Source organism: Rhodococcus sp. IEGM 27, assembly GCF_033142305.1.
In the GTDB taxonomy this organism is placed as follows: Bacteria; Actinomycetota; Actinomycetes; order Mycobacteriales; family Mycobacteriaceae; genus Rhodococcus_F; species Rhodococcus_F oxybenzonivorans.
Genome location: NZ_JAWLSG010000001.1, coordinates 954,203 through 968,206 on the forward strand (window position 1 = coordinate 954,203; position 14,004 = coordinate 968,206).

The 14,004-nt window shown below is 63.7% G+C and carries 12 protein-coding genes and 1 pseudogene; 2 read left to right on the plus strand and 11 right to left on the minus strand.

Annotated elements, in window-relative coordinates; all coding sequences use genetic code 11:
* Positions 1-268 precede the first annotated feature (268 nt).
* The 11 genes and pseudogenes from R4P95_RS04505 to R4P95_RS04555 all read right to left on the minus strand — a co-directional run bounded on the left by R4P95_RS04505 (position 269) and on the right by R4P95_RS04555 (position 12,285).
* Positions 269-1,267 carry an ABC transporter ATP-binding protein gene (locus tag R4P95_RS04505; protein WP_213573563.1) on the minus strand — a complete coding sequence of 333 codons (999 nt, stop codon included), beginning with the start codon at positions 1,265-1,267 and terminating at the stop codon, positions 269-271.
* Positions 1,257-2,270 (minus strand): ABC transporter ATP-binding protein, encoded by a 1,014-nt coding sequence (locus R4P95_RS04510; RefSeq protein ID WP_213573565.1) that lies wholly within the window; start codon positions 2,268-2,270, stop codon positions 1,257-1,259. Before R4P95_RS04510 ends, R4P95_RS04505 begins: the two co-directional genes overlap by 11 nt.
* A 51-nt stretch (positions 2,271-2,321) precedes the next feature.
* Positions 2,322-3,860 carry an ABC transporter substrate-binding protein gene (locus R4P95_RS04515; protein WP_249354005.1) on the minus strand — a complete coding sequence of 513 codons (1,539 nt, stop codon included), beginning with the start codon at positions 3,858-3,860 and terminating at the stop codon, positions 2,322-2,324.
* Positions 3,861-3,955: 95 nt separating this feature from the next.
* The gene (locus tag R4P95_RS04520; RefSeq protein WP_317743713.1) at positions 3,956-4,852 is read right to left on the minus strand and encodes an ABC transporter permease; all 897 of its coding nucleotides are present in this window, start codon (positions 4,850-4,852) and stop codon (positions 3,956-3,958) included.
* A complete protein-coding gene (locus R4P95_RS04525; RefSeq protein WP_213573569.1) occupies positions 4,849-5,802 on the minus strand; it encodes an ABC transporter permease in 954 nt (317 codons plus the stop codon). The genes R4P95_RS04520 and R4P95_RS04525 overlap by 4 nt, the downstream gene beginning before the upstream one ends.
* A gap of 5 nt (positions 5,803-5,807) precedes the next feature.
* Positions 5,808-6,755 (minus strand): NAD(P)-dependent oxidoreductase, encoded by a 948-nt coding sequence (locus R4P95_RS04530; protein WP_317743946.1) that lies wholly within the window; start codon positions 6,753-6,755, stop codon positions 5,808-5,810.
* Positions 6,756-6,761: 6 nt separating this feature from the next.
* Positions 6,762-7,193, minus strand: a pseudogene (locus R4P95_RS04535) (carboxymuconolactone decarboxylase family protein); the annotation flags it as partial.
* The gene (locus R4P95_RS04540) at positions 7,190-8,359 is read right to left on the minus strand and encodes a thiolase C-terminal domain-containing protein (RefSeq protein ID WP_213573573.1); all 1,170 of its coding nucleotides are present in this window, start codon (positions 8,357-8,359) and stop codon (positions 7,190-7,192) included. The gene R4P95_RS04540 and the pseudogene R4P95_RS04535, both read right to left, overlap by 4 nt.
* The gene (locus R4P95_RS04545; RefSeq protein WP_213573575.1) at positions 8,356-9,552 is read right to left on the minus strand and encodes an OB-fold domain-containing protein; all 1,197 of its coding nucleotides are present in this window, start codon (positions 9,550-9,552) and stop codon (positions 8,356-8,358) included. Before R4P95_RS04545 ends, R4P95_RS04540 begins: the two co-directional genes overlap by 4 nt.
* A 16-nt stretch (positions 9,553-9,568) precedes the next feature.
* Complete coding sequence (locus R4P95_RS04550) at positions 9,569-10,774, minus strand: CoA transferase (protein ID WP_317743714.1); 1,206 nt, start codon at positions 10,772-10,774, stop codon at positions 9,569-9,571.
* Entirely contained in the window at positions 10,771-12,285 is a 1,515-nt protein-coding gene (locus tag R4P95_RS04555) for an aldehyde dehydrogenase family protein (protein ID WP_213573579.1), read from the minus strand. Before R4P95_RS04555 ends, R4P95_RS04550 begins: the two co-directional genes overlap by 4 nt.
* Before the next feature lie 199 nt (positions 12,286-12,484).
* On the opposite strand from R4P95_RS04555, the gene R4P95_RS04560 reads away from it, so the two are divergent.
* Together R4P95_RS04560 and R4P95_RS04565 are read left to right on the plus strand one after the other, a co-directional pair.
* Entirely contained in the window at positions 12,485-13,294 is an 810-nt protein-coding gene (locus R4P95_RS04560; protein WP_249354006.1) for a TauD/TfdA dioxygenase family protein, read from the plus strand.
* Positions 13,291-13,995 carry a 3-oxoacyl-ACP reductase FabG gene (locus R4P95_RS04565; protein WP_317743715.1) on the plus strand — a complete coding sequence of 235 codons (705 nt, stop codon included), beginning with the start codon at positions 13,291-13,293 and terminating at the stop codon, positions 13,993-13,995. The genes R4P95_RS04560 and R4P95_RS04565 overlap by 4 nt, the downstream gene beginning before the upstream one ends.
* The last annotated feature ends 9 nt before the right edge of the window (positions 13,996-14,004 follow it).

A 14,004-nucleotide genomic window follows, 5' to 3' on the forward strand; every position in this document is an offset into this window, starting at 1 on the left:
GCTACGTGACTCGAAGAGACACGCACGTCCGAATACGGCCGGTCCATCCACCTGGGATGCGAGCACGGAATCGCCCTGCATCGACAATCAAGGAGCATGCGTCGACTGGTGGAAACAACGACTTCGTGTTGTCACAGGGTGTGCCCAATCGGACGCTGTCGACGGTGGCCGACAGCGTCCGATTGTCGATCTTGCACGCGCCACGCGTGGCCACGCGCAGCCCCGGTGATCAAGGCAGGTGCCGGAGGGCCGGCACGTCATGCGAAAGCTATTTCTTCGGCGCCTGCGGAGGTAACGGATAATGGCAGGCGACGAACTGGCCGGGTCGCACTTCCCGTACCTCGGGCTCCTCTGTGGCGCACTTTTGTTGTGCTTGTGGACAACGGGTACGGAACCGGCAACCCGTCGGCGGCGCCAGCGGGGAGGGCACGTCACCTTCCAACGCCGGACCGGCAAACCCCTTTTCGGGGTCGGTCAGTGGCACGGAGTCGAGGAGAGCGCGGGTGTAGGGATGCGCCGGATAGTCGTATACGTCGATCGAGTCACCGAACTCGCAGATCTTGCCGAGGTACATGACCATCACATTGTCGCTGACGGTCCGCACGACACCGAGGTCATGGGCGATGAAGACGACCGTCAGATCGAACTCGACCTTCAGTTCTTCGATCAGGTTGAGAATCTGGGCTTGGACTGACACGTCGAGCGCGGAGACCGGTTCATCACAGATCAGGAGCCGGGGGCTGAGGGCCAACGCCCGGGCGATGGCAACTCGCTGTGCCTGTCCACCCGACAGCTGACGGGGCAGCATGTCGGCGAACCGACTGCCGGCCAGGCCGACCTGTTCGAGGACGGCAACGGAGGTGGTGGCACGCTCGGACGATGGTGCACCGGCCACTGCCAATCCCTCGACCACGATGTCCTTGACGGATCGGCGCGGATTGAGCGAGCCCACCGGATCCTGGAAGATCATCTGCATGTCGCGTCGCAGTGCGCGCATGCGTTTCTCGTCCACTTCTTCGATCCAATCGTCACCGAATCGGATACGTCCCGCAGTGAGGCGGTCGAGCCGCAGCACGGCCCGCCCCGTAGTGGACTTGCCGCATCCCGACTCTCCGACGATGCCGAGGGTTTCTCCGGGCAGCACGTCGAAACTGATCTTCGACACTGCCTGCACGGTGCCCGCACCTGTCGGGTACTCCACGACGAGATCCTGCACACTGAGCAGTGCCTGCTCGCCGCGGAGGTGAGCGCTACCGCTACCAGCCATGTTTTCCACCTCCGGAAAGTACGGATGCCGCGGTGGCAGCCGGGTGCACACAGAACACGTGATGGTCCACACCCACGGACTGCCGCTCCGGACCGGAGATTCGACATTCCTCATCGGCATGTTCGCAGCGGGGTGCGAATCGGCACCCCTCCGGGGGTTGTGTGGGATCTGGAAGTGAACCCGCGATCAGTCGCAGCGGCGCATGCCGTTCGTGGTCGATGGTGGGGGTCGCGCCCAGCAACGCTTCCGTGTAGCGATGCCTCGGGTCCTCGAATATCTCACGGGTAGAGCCGATCTCGGCGAGCCGACCTGCATACATTACCGAGACGCGGTCGGTGCGGCCCGCAACCACGGCGAGATCGTGGCTGATGAGCATCATCGCCATGCCGCGTTCGCGCTGAATCCGGCGGAGCAGATCGAGGATCTGCCGCTGGATCGTGACGTCCAGCGCAGTGGTCGGCTCGTCGGCAATCAGAAGGTCCGGTTCGCACGCCAAGGCGATGGCGATCATCACCCGCTGACGCATACCACCGGACATTTCGTGCGGGTAGTTGCGGAGCCGTCGTTCCGGGTCGGGCACCCCGACCTCCCGCAAGAGATCGAGGGCCCGGCCGTGAGCCTCGGATCGGGTGATGCCCAGGTGCCGGCGCATCCCTTCGGTGAGTTGCCTTTCCACTCGCACTACCGGGTTCAGGGATCGGCCGGGGTCTTGGAAGACCATGGCAATCTGCTTACCCCAAATGTCGAGACTCTCCTTCTTGCTCAGAGCCAGCAGATCCCGGCCCTGGAAGGTCACCTCACCCGAGCGGGCCGAGCGCGGCGGCATCAGCCCCATCACGGCCCGGGCCAAGACGGACTTACCAGAGCCGGACTCACCGACGATCCCCAGTGCCTGTCCCGCTTCCACCGTGAACGACACGTCGTCCACTGCACGCACGGTCCCACGAGGCGTGCCGATATAGGCGCGCAAATTCTTCACTTCGAGCAACGACTGAGTATTCATGACGAGTCCGGCTCCATCCTTCGGTTGTCAGCTGTTTCCCTCTGCTGCCGACTACTTCGTGGTCCACAGCTCTTCGGGCAACGGCGAACCCCAGGTGTACAAGTCGACACCGTTCATGTCTTTTCCTACGACGACGGAGGGCACCGCCCGGACGTACCAGAGACCCGGATTCAATTGAACAAGCCGCTTCTGTACCGTCTCGTACGCCTCCTTGCGCTCCTCGACACTCTCGGCAGTGCGACCGGCGTCGAGCGCGGTGCTGAGTTCAGGATCATTGATGCCCGTGAAGTTTCCAGGCGAGGCGCCGTGGAACGCGGTCCATAACGGGAAGTCCGGATCCTGTACCACTGCGGAGGAGATGATCATGTCGAAGTCCCGCGCGGCCGCGCGTGCGGTCGCCACTGCGAAGTCCACGACCTCAATTTTGGCCTCGACGTTATCGAACGCGCTCAGCTGAGCCTGCAGACCTTCGGCTACGGCTTTGCTTTCCGTCGTCGTGTAGGACAGGAAGGTGAACGAGACCGGCTTGCCCTCGGCGGCCAGTTCATCGAACAATTTCTGCGCCTCGTCACTATCCGGTGTAGGCAGTGGGATATCGGCGTAGTACGGCGAGGATTCCTCGAACAGTGTCTTGGGAACGACGCCCTCGCCGTTGTAGACGACCGTGTTCAGTGCATCCAGGTCCACGGCGAGTGCGACCGCCCGGCGTGCCCGCTCGTCATCGAACGGAGCATGACGGAAGTTCATGGCGACGATCTGACCGCCACCGGTGGGTACGACCTCGGTCTGTAGTCCAGCACCTTCCGCCTTGTTCAAATTAGCCCAGTTCGTCTCCGATGCCAGATCCGCACCACCGGTCATGATCGTGTTGACCCGCTGATTGCTGTCACTCACCGTCTTGATTGTCAGGCCTTCGAGATACGGCTTCGGTGCATCCCAATAGCCGGGGTTCTTCTGCAGCTCGATCTTGTCCTGCCGGACCCAATCGACCAGAGTGAACGGTCCCGCGCCGACCGGATTCTCGTCGAAAGACGCCTGCCCCTTCTGAAGCGCCGTCGGTGACGCAATCCAATTCAATGCACCGGCGACCACGGACTGGCCGAAGTGCGGATTCGGCGCCACCAGAGTCACCTTCAGCGTGGTGGGGTCGATGACCTCCGACGACGCCACCTGGACTGCCTGGCGAATGGTCGTCGATCCCAGGGCAGGGTCGCGCAGCCGGTCCCAGTTGAACTTGACCGCTGCCGCGTCGAGCGGACTGCCGTCGGTGAACTTCAGGCCCGGCTGCAGCGTGAGAGTGAACGTGGCTCCGCCGTCGGTGGTGGAGAATCCGGTCGCCATCTTGTATTCGAGATCGAAGTTCTCGAGATTGTTGATCATCAACGTTCCGTATAGAGCGTTGCCGAGCACGGGCTGGTGGGCCCAGGTATTGGACAGGCTGGCGGGGTCGAGGTTCCGCGGCTCGCCGGTTTGCAGGACGCGAGCCACACCACCGGCGATGGGTTCACCACCCTCGGACTTGCCGCCGGCGGCAGAACCCGTGCCACCGCAGGCGCTGAAGAGCAGTGCTCCGGCGCATGCCGCGACCATCGCGGTCAGAATACGTCTGGATCGAAACATCATGGACCTCTCGGGAAGGTGGAAGCTGGTAATGCAGATATGGTGTGGCGAAGGACCTCGCCGGTTCAGTCGTGCATGGTCCGGTCGAACTTGGTGCGGAGATGATCGCCGACCTGGTTGAGGGCGAAAACGGTGAAGAAGATGACCAATGCGGGGACGAACACAAGGTGTGGTGACGTGGCGATCGCGTCCTTACCGTCGTTGATCATTCCGCCCCAACTCGGTTGCGGCGGAGGAATTCCCAGACCGAGAAAACTCAACGATCCCTCCGCCACGATCAACGCCGCCATCACGATCGGCAGATACGCCGCCAACGGAGCCAACAGGTTCGGCAGGATTTCCCGAAAAAGTATCCGAAAATTACCCGCGCCGATATTGCGGGCAGCACGAACGAATTCCCGCGACGACCAAGACATCGTGTTGGCCCGCGACAACCGAATGAAAGCAGGGATCACCAACAACGTGAGTCCCAGCAATATCGTCGGTACGCTGGGTTCGAGGATCGACGCCAACGCCAGCAGGAGGATCAAGGGCGGGAACGCCAGCATCGCATCGGCCACCAGCGACACGCCGGCATCGAGACGCTTACCGAAGTAGCCGGCGAACAGTCCGATCAATGACCCGATCACAAATCCCACCAATCCAGCTACCGTACCCACCACGAGCGAGACACGGGCGCCGTAGATGATGCGTGACAACATCGACCGACCCAACGTGTCCGTGCCCAGCAACAGTTCGACTGAGCCGAATTGCGGCCCCAGTCGCGGTGCCGCCACCGGAGTGGCGAACGGGGCCAACGGCAGTACGGCGGCCAGCAACGCCGCCGCTATCAACACCACCAGCCACAGCACCGACAGATACACCAGCAGCGACCGGCGCTTGCGAACTACCGGAACCGCCGGCAAGTCCACCGCCGGACCTGGATCCGTACGTACTGTCTGATCTACCGCCACATCGGTCATGCTCCGGCCACCTTTCGCACCCGCGGGTCGATCACTGAGTAACTCAGATCGACGACCGTGTTGATCCCCACGTAGACCACCGCAATGAACACGACGATGCCCTGCACCATGATCACGTCACGCGAGGTGATCGACGATGCCACCAGCTGCCCCAAACCCGGTAGTCCGAACAATGTCTCGACGATGACCGTCCCTCCGATCAACCGCCCCAGATTGATCCCCGCCACGGTGATCAGGGAGAACGAGGAGGGCCGCAGCGCATGCCGGAACATCACGTATCCGCGAGGCATTCCCTTCGCCCGCGCCGAGGCGATGAAGTCCTCCCGCAACGTCCCGATCAGGTCGGTACGCAGCAACCGGTGGAACGATGCGATCTCCGTCAACGCGATTGCGATTGCGGGTAACATGGCGCTCCGCAGATTCGGCCCCAGCCCGTCACTGATCTGCGACCACCCCATCACCGGGAACCACTGGAACTGAATCGCGAAGAAGTAGATCAGCACCGGGCCCGCGATAAATGCGGGCACCGACAAGAACACCGCCGACACTGCGTTCGTGCCCCGATCGAGCGCACTGCCCGGCCGCGACGCCGACAGAACACCCATGATGAGGGCCACCGTCAACGCGATGGTTAATCCCATCGCCGCGAGCTGCAACGTTACCGGCAACCGCTCCACGATCGCCTCTCGCACCGACTGCCCGGTCAACGGTGATGCTCCAAGGTCACCCCGCACCGCGTCGGAAAGCCAGGACACATACTGTGACCACAGCGGAGCATCGAGACCGAGTTGGGCATTCATCGCCGCCACCGCCTCGGGTGTCGCATTCTCGCCCAGAATCACCTCCGCCACCGACCCCGGCGCCAACCCGAGGAGCGCCACCACGGCAAATGTCACCAGTAGCACCACCGACACGCTGCGGCCGATCCGCTTCGTAACCGTGAGAACCATGGAACTCACCTTTCGGACAGGGAAGGGAGGGCGTTCTCGTCCAGCGTTACCGCACTGAGCTTTTCGAGATAGCGCACTACTTCCGTTTGGTCGGCTGCCGGATCGAGATCCTCGACCGCTTCTCCCCATACACGACCCAGCGCGTCACCGAGGACCGTGGAGGCATCGAGCTGCCGCGCCAGATCGAGGGCAATTCCGATGTCCTTGCGCATCAACCGGGCGCTGAACCCCGACGCGAACGTTCGGGAGAGGACGAAGTTTTCGTACTTGGTCTCCGTTGCCTGATTTCGACCGCTGCCGGCGTTGATCACGGACAGCAGTGTCGCGGGATCGATACCGAACTTCCGTCCCACGAGAAGTGCCTCGCCGGCGGCCACCAAACCGTTGGCGGCGAGGAGGTTGTTGAGCGCCTTCACAGCGTGCCCCGATCCGACCGGCCCGACACGGATGATCTGTCGACCCGTCGATTCGAGCAACGGCAGTACGGTGTCGATCGCCGACTGGTCGCCTCCGACCATCACAGCGAGATCGGCGTTTCTCGCGCGCGCCACCCCACCACTGACGGGAGCGTCTACGACATCGATTCCTCGGACTGCCGCGGCCTTCTCGATCGCCTGGGTGCGGGCGGGAACGCTCGAACCCATGTCGACGAGGATGCTCCCCGGCTTCAGGCAGGAAAGCAAGCCCCCGTCAGCGAGTACGACCTGGTCGACGATGTCGCTGTTGGGCAGGACGAGGACGACTATGTCGCAGTCCGCCAGCTCGGCGGTGTTCTCTGTACTGGTAGCGGTGGGATTGTCGTCGATAAATCGTCGACGGGCCTCCGGGTCGGCATCGTGCACGACGATCGGCTGACCGGCGCTGACGAAATTGCGTGCGATCGGAGTGCCCATGGCCCCGAGCCCGACGAAGCCCACCTTGCGGTGTGGCAGCGGAATCCTCGGAGCGTCCACCTCGTCTTCGGCGTTCAACGGACCGAGATGGGCGTCCAACGCTTCCTGGACGACGCGCATCGCTGCGACTCCCGCAGGTACACCGGCATACGCGGTTCCGTGAATTACGGCTTCCGTGATCTCTCCGCGTGTCAACCCGTTGCGGATGCCGGCGCGCACATGTACGGCGAGCTCTCGCGGTTGGTTGAGCGCGACCAGCATTCCAAGAGTGATCAGACTTCGGCTGCGACGGTCGAGACCGGAACGGGTCCACACAGAGCCCCACACGGTTTCGCTGACATACTCCTGCAGTGGTGCACCGTCGGAACCCGCATTCCGGGTGATCGCAGCGTTGACGTAGTCATCTCCGAGCACCTCCCTGCGAACGGCGAGGCCCGCGTCGAAGAGGGCGCGGTGGGCGTCCTCTATCGAGCTGGTATCTGACAGCGTTTCTGTCATCGGTTGGTTCCTCCGGGACCCTCGAGAATGGTGACTGCCGATACCGCCGTCGGACCGCCGACGTTGTGTGCCAATCCGATCCGTGCTCCGTCGACCTGATTGACCGAGCTGCCACGCAGCTGTTCGAACAACTCCACACACTGTGCGACACCGGTTGCGCCCGGCGGATGTCCCTTGGCGATCAGCCCGCCACTGGGGTTCACCGGTAGTGATCCGCCGACGCTGGTGACGCCCGCCTCGAGGAGTTTGAAGCCTTCGAACCGGTCCGCGAATCCGAGGTCCTCGTAGCTGATGAGTTCGATGCCCGTGAAGAAGTCGTGCACCTCCGCGACGTCGACGTCTGATGGAGACAGTCCCGCCATCGCGAAAGCCTGCTTCGCAGCCCGTACCGTCGACGGAAACGACGTCATGTCCCGTTTGTGTTGCGCCATCACGGAATCGAGTCCGGAGCCGACGCCGCGAACCCATACCGGGCGATCGGTGAACCGGTCGACCACGTCTTCGGATACGAGAACGAGTGCCGCAGCTCCATCGCTTTGCGGGGCGCAATCATAGAGCCCGAAGGGCGTCACCACCGTCGGCGCGTTCAAAGCCTCCTCCACGGTGATCTCGAAGCGCTGCCGTGCCTTGGGGTTATTGATGGCATGGTGGTGGTTCTTCACCGCCACCATCGCCATGTGCTCACGGGTGGCGGGTGACTCGTGCAGATACCGGCGAACGTGGAGCGCGAATCCTGCCGGTGCGACGAGGCCCAGTGGGTAGTCCCAGGCCATGTCGCGCGTCATTGCCTCCCACTCCCAGAGCATGTCCTTCGACGCGGTTTCGCGGAGCTTGTCGGCGCCCATGACGAGTGCCACGTCGAACGCTCCAGAGGCGATCCCGAACAAGGCGTTCCGGATGGCGTCATGACCTGTGGCACAGGAATTCTCGACCCGTGTCACCGGAATGTCGGAGATATCGAGCGTGTCGGCGAGAATTCCGGACGGAAATCCGTCCGTGGTGCCCATCGAGCCGAACCACGCAGCCTGCAGATCGGACTTGTCCAGCCCTTTGTCGATGCTGCCGGCGCATTCCGCGAACGCCATCGGCAAAAGATCCTTGATTCCCAGAGTGAAGTGTTCGGCGAACGGTGTCATACCGGCGCCGACGATCGCAACGTTTCTCATGCTGCCGCCTCCAGGGCGCGATCGGATGTGGGATCGGGTTCGAATGCATAGCCGTAGTCCGGAACCCCGGACCGCACGGCAACCCGGCGCAGCACCATGCGACCGCGATCGCCGATGTCGACGGTGCCAGGCTCGATACCGGTTACCTTCGCCAACGCGCGAACGCCCACCTCGTCGAGTTCGACGATCACCAGCGAGTACGGGGTCCGGAGGCCGGGTACCGGTACGTGCACAGTCACCTCGGTATAGACGGTTCCAGTGCGGGGCAGGGGCACGAAGGAGTAGTCGGTCCTGAGCGTTCCATCACGGTCGACGCGGTATCGGGGCGGAAAGTCCAGCTCGTCGCTGTCGGAGTATTTTCCGGCTTCCCAGCGGACTTTCGCCTCGAATGCCCTCTCGTAGGCAGCGAGGGAGATCGGGATGTCCGCACTGGGGATGTACGCACACTCCGGCTTGGCACGCGCTCGCGGTTCCCTGCGGTTGATGTGCGCCGCACCGTCGGCGACCGTGATGCCGGAGAGGCTGGCCTGCTCAACCCCCACGAGCGGGCCGGTAGACCCCGACTCCACCATCGCGGCGAGTGCGAACAGTCCGGAACTCGCTCCGGTTGTCGGTAGTGGCAGTGGAGGGCCCGCGCACAGAGCCGCAACCTGCTTCTCCTCTACACCTGCCACCGCGACCGGAGTGTCCACCCACGCCGCTGCCAGTGAAGCCAGGAAGCCGCGCTCCTTCAGTAGGCGCGGGTCACCGTAGTCGTGTACCAGACCGTTCGCGGTGCGCGTGCGGACCGGCAGGCTGCGGGCGATACGCGCAGCGGTGCGAACCTGCAGTCCACGCTCCGCGGTCAGCGCCGCTGCCGCACCTGCTGCATCGATGTCCACACCGATGACCAGCGTGCGCGGACGGGCCGAGCCCAGGGCGTCCAGGGTCGCCGGTGCACCACCGAGGCGCTCCGTCACCTCGAGCTCAGGGTCGAGCCCCAGGCCGGCGAGCAGCACAGCAGCGTTGCTGCTTTCCATCAACGGCAGGTCGCGGCTGACGAGCACGACACACTCGACCGAGCCGCCGCTGTCGAGGGCGGCTCGACCAGCTTCGACAGCGAGGGTGATCGCATCCTCGTCGTCACCCGGCACACGGCGCCCGGGTGTTCCCCAGCACGGCAGATACGTACCTATCGAAGTGATGTATGACATGTGAACTCCCAGCAATCTAGGTAACAGCGCCCGCCGTTTTGAGCGCGATGATGCGATCCCAGTCCAAGCCGAGCTCGACCAGGATCTCGTCGGTGTGGGCCGCGAACTCGGGACCCGGGCCAAGCTCGGGGGCAGCGACGTCGAACTGCACCGGGTTGGCGGCAAGTTCGAGTTCGCCCGCCTCGACCAGGTATTCGTTGGCGCGGACCTGCGCGTCGACGGAAACCTGGAGTGAATCCTGCACCGGCCCCCACGGACCGGACAGCGTGGCGAAGCGCTCCGTCCACTCCGCGAGGGTGCGGGTGGCGAGCACCTCCCCGAGAATCGCGACGGCCTTGTCGGTGTTGGCGGCGATCTGAGCGGCGTCGGCGAAGCGCGGATCATCCGCGAGTTCGGGGCGGTCGATGTGGCGACACACATCTGCCCAATACTTTGCGGGCTGCAGCATGACGAATGCCAGGTAACGGCCGTCGCCGGTGGCGTATATCCCCGACAGCGGATTGGTCGGCGCGCCGTGGGCGCCAGGGACGGGTGCCACCATGGCCTTGCCGAGATGAGCTGACAACGCAATGCCGTGTCCCATGGCCCACACGCCACTGCTCAGCAGCGAGACGTCGACGATCGACGGTGTGCCCGTGCGCTCGCGGGCCAGGAGCGCCGCTGCGACACCCCCGGCAAGATTCGTCCCCGAAATGGTGTCGCCGAAGGCAGGTCCCGGCGGACTGATCATGCCTTCCACTCCTGGAGGTGTGAGCGTTGCGGCGATGCCGCCCCTCGCCCAGAAAGCGGTCATGTCGTAACCGCCTTTGTCTGCCTCGATACCACGTGGACCGAGGGCACTACCTCGCGCATAGATGATGTTCGGGTTCACTGCGCGGACGTCGTCCACGTCGATCCCGAATTTGGTGCGGGCCTGAGGAAGGAAACTGGTCAGGAAGACGTCCGACCGACGGACCAGATCGTCGAGGACCGCCTTGCCCTCCGGTCGGCCCATGTCCAGTCCGATACTCCGCTTGCCGCGATTAGCATGCTCGACATTGGGATTGGGATCACCCTCCACCCGGAGGGGCCCGATCTGGCGGAGCCCCCTCTGCGGGTCCCCGGTGACGGCGTGCTCGACCTTGATGACCTCCGCGCCCCAATCGGCGAGCACCGCACCCGCTGAGGGCACGAAGCCGTACATCGCGACCTCGAGCACGCGGATACCCGCAAGCGGCTTCACGGCTTCACCACGACCGCGAAGGCCTTGGTTTCGAGGAACTCCTCCAGTCCTTCTCGGCCACATTCACGTCCGATACCCGACTGCTTGTAACCACCGAACGGGACGTCCGGACCGAAGTAATTCCCGCCGTTGATACCCATCGTTCCGGTGCGGATGCGCCGGGCTATCGCGATTGCACGTTCGTCGCTCGCACTCATCACCGCGCCGGACAGACCGTAGATCGAGTCGTTGGCGATTCGCACAGCGTCGTCGTCGTCATCGAACGGGATGATCGCGAGCACCGGTCCGAACACTTCCTCTTGTGCGATCTCGCTCTTGGGGTCCACGCCCGCCAAGACCGTGGGCTCATAGAAGAAACCTGGATCGACGTTCGTGCCACCCGCCAGCAACTCGGCACCGTCAGCGATCGCGCGCTGCACCATCGCGTCGACCTTCTCGCGCTGACGACCACTCACGAGAGGGCCCATATAATTCTGTGGGTCAGTCGGATCGCCGAACGGGATGCGGCGGATGATCCCCGCCACCATCTTCGCGATCTCGTCGTGGTGCGCTCGCGGCACGAGTAGCCGCGTGGTCAGAGCGCACCCCTGACCGGCGTGCGAACAGACGGTCCCGGCCGCGAACTTCGCAGCCATCGCGAAATCGGCGTCTTCCAGCACGATCATCGCGGATTTTCCGCCGAGCTCCGTGAACACTTTCTTCATCGTGTCTGCCGCCGCCGCCATGATGCGGCGTCCGGTCGGGGTCGACCCGGTGAAGGTGACCACGTCGACGTCGGGGTGCGTCGTCATCAGCTCACCGGGGGCGATCTCGGAGGAACTGATGACGTTCACGACGCCCGCTGGAATGTCGGTGTGTTGCGCGATTATCTCGCCGAGGGCCAGCGTGACGAGCGGCGTGTCAGGCGCAGCCTTGAGCACCACTGTGCATCCCGCGGCAAGCGCGGGAATGATCTTGGCCAACGCGAGCTGCGTCGGGTAGTTGTACGCAACGATCGCGGAGACGACGCCGGCCGCTTCCTTCTCCACCCATCGCTTGTGGCGCTGTCCGGAAATGTCGATTTCGCCGAGGTCTTCGCTCAGCGGGTACTCGCGCAGGAGGTCGGCGTAGTAGCGCACGATTCGGATAGGTGCCTCCAGCTGGTTGGCGCGTGTGAGCTGGACGGTGGCACCCACATCAGCGATCGTCAGTTCGCGGAGCTCCTCGAGATTGTCGAGCAGCGCCTGGTGGAACTGGTCGAGACACTTGATCCTGAACTCCACGTCGGTAGACCAGCTGGTCGTGTCGAAGGCCCTCCGCGCTGCAGCGATACTCGCTTCCGCTTCCGCGACCCCGGCATCAGGCGCATATCCGACGATGTCACCCGTAGCTGGATTGATCGATGCGAACGTCCGCTCGGTCGCAACAAGCTGCCCGTCGATCAGCAGGCGCTTGTCGACGTCCAGCACGGTCGCGGCCTCACGGCCTCCGTGACCACCGTTCGCGGCCGACACCGTGTCCTGAGATGACATCCGTTCTCCTCACTCAAAGTGAAAATACAATTCTCGCATTTGAGAATTATGCATTGGCTCTGCAGAGAATGTAACAACATGTGAGCCGCGGGGATACCCCCAATTGAGATCGGCGCCACACCCCACCTGGCTACTGATCGACTGTTGCCACACCTTGTCGTCCGAGAGTATGGTTCTCAAAAACGGAAGGGAGATTCTTGTGATTCAGACTACGGCAATAGGTCCGTCACTAGGAGTGGAAGTCACCGGCGTCGAGAACCTGGACGACGAGGCGGTGATCGCCCGGTGCCTGGAAGCTCTGAAGTGGCGGGGCGTGCTACTCATCCGTGGCCTGCACCTCGACGACGACGCCCAGCTGGCGTTCAGCCGCAAGCTCGGCACGGTGCGCATGGCAGCCGCGGGCCAAGAGCTCTTCACGGTCTCCCTCGACCCGGCCAAAGCCCCCTCCGCCGAGTACCTGAAGGGCACCTTCTACTGGCACATCGACGACACCACCAACGATGTGCCGGCGAAGGCAACCATGCTCACCGCCCGGCACGTCGCGATGGTCGGCGGCGGAACCGAGTTCGCCAACACCTACGCGGCCTACGAGAATCTGCCCGAGCACGAGCGCAAGCGCTACGAGGGGCTTCGGGTGGTGCACAGCTTCGAGGCCGCGCAGCGGCTGGCCCATCCCGACCCTTCCGATGAGATGGTGGCGCGCTGGCGGCAACTTCCGACACACGAAACTTCGCTCGTGTGGACGCGCCGCGACGGCCGGAAGTCACTCGTCATCGGTGCCACGGCTGACCACATCGTCGGAATGCAGGCCGAGGAGAGCCGGGCACTGCTGGACGAACTACTGGGGTGGGCCACCCAGGAACGCTTCTCCTACACCCACGAATGGAAGGTTGGTGACGTAGTGGTCTGGGACAACACCGGAATGTTGCACCGGGCGCTGCCGTACGACCCGTCCTCGGAACGCCTGATGCGGCGCACCACGATCTCGGGCGACGAGGCCTGGTCGTGAGAACAGCTGTCGTCACCGGAGGTAGCTCCGGCATCGGTCGCGCCATCGCCGAACGCCTGCGCAAGGACGGCTACCAGGTCGCCGTACTCGATCTCGCACCCACAGAATCCGAGTTCGAGTACAAGGTCGACGTGACCGACCGCGCACAGATCGATGACGCGCTGACCAAGATTCGCAACGAGCTTGGACCGATCACGATTCTGGTCAACGGGGCCGGACTCGAGCTGTACAAGCGCTTCAGCAATATTGCCGCCGACAACTGGCAGCGAGTGATCGACGTCAATCTGAACGGCGTCTTCCACTGCGTCCAAGCCGCGCTTCCGGACATGGTCGATGCGGGCTGGGGTCGCATCGTCAATATCTCGTCGTCCAGCGCGCACTCGGGGCAGCCGTTCATGTCGGCGTACGTATCCGCAAAGTCGGCGGTCAACGGGCTCACCAAATCGCTGGCTCTGGAATACGGGCCCAGCGGCATCACGGTCAACGCGGTGCCTCCCGGTTTCATCGACACACCCATGCTGCGCCGGTCCGAGGAGAAGGGCCTCCTCGGCGGCTCGATCGACCAGCACATCAGCAAGACCCCAGTCCGGCGCGTCGGCCAACCGGAGGACATCGCCGCCGCTTGCTCCTTCCTCATCTCCGAGGAAGCCGGATACATCACCGGCCAGATTCTCGGCGTCAACGGCGGCCGAAATACCTGAGGCACGACG

Bases quoted from the DNA above. Each gene is read 5' to 3' on its own strand.
- R4P95_RS04505 (WP_213573563.1), bottom strand. From the start codon at position 1,267: ATGGCTGGTAGCGGTAGCGCTCACCTCCGCGGCGAGCAGGCACTGCTC.
- R4P95_RS04510 (WP_213573565.1), bottom strand. From the start codon at position 2,270: ATGAATACTCAGTCGTTGCTCGAAGTGAAGAATTTGCGCGCCTATATC.
- R4P95_RS04515 (WP_249354005.1), bottom strand. From the start codon at position 3,860: ATGGTCGCGGCATGCGCCGGAGCACTGCTCTTCAGCGCCTGCGGTGGC.
- R4P95_RS04520 (WP_317743713.1), bottom strand. From the start codon at position 4,852: ATGACCGATGTGGCGGTAGATCAGACAGTACGTACGGATCCAGGTCCG.
- R4P95_RS04525 (WP_213573569.1), bottom strand. From the start codon at position 5,802: ATGGTTCTCACGGTTACGAAGCGGATCGGCCGCAGCGTGTCGGTGGTG.
- R4P95_RS04540 (WP_213573573.1), bottom strand. From the start codon at position 8,359: ATGAGAAACGTTGCGATCGTCGGCGCCGGTATGACACCGTTCGCCGAA.
- R4P95_RS04545 (WP_213573575.1), bottom strand. From the start codon at position 9,552: ATGTCATACATCACTTCGATAGGTACGTATCTGCCGTGCTGGGGAACA.
- R4P95_RS04555 (WP_213573579.1), bottom strand. From the start codon at position 12,285: ATGTCATCTCAGGACACGGTGTCGGCCGCGAACGGTGGTCACGGAGGC.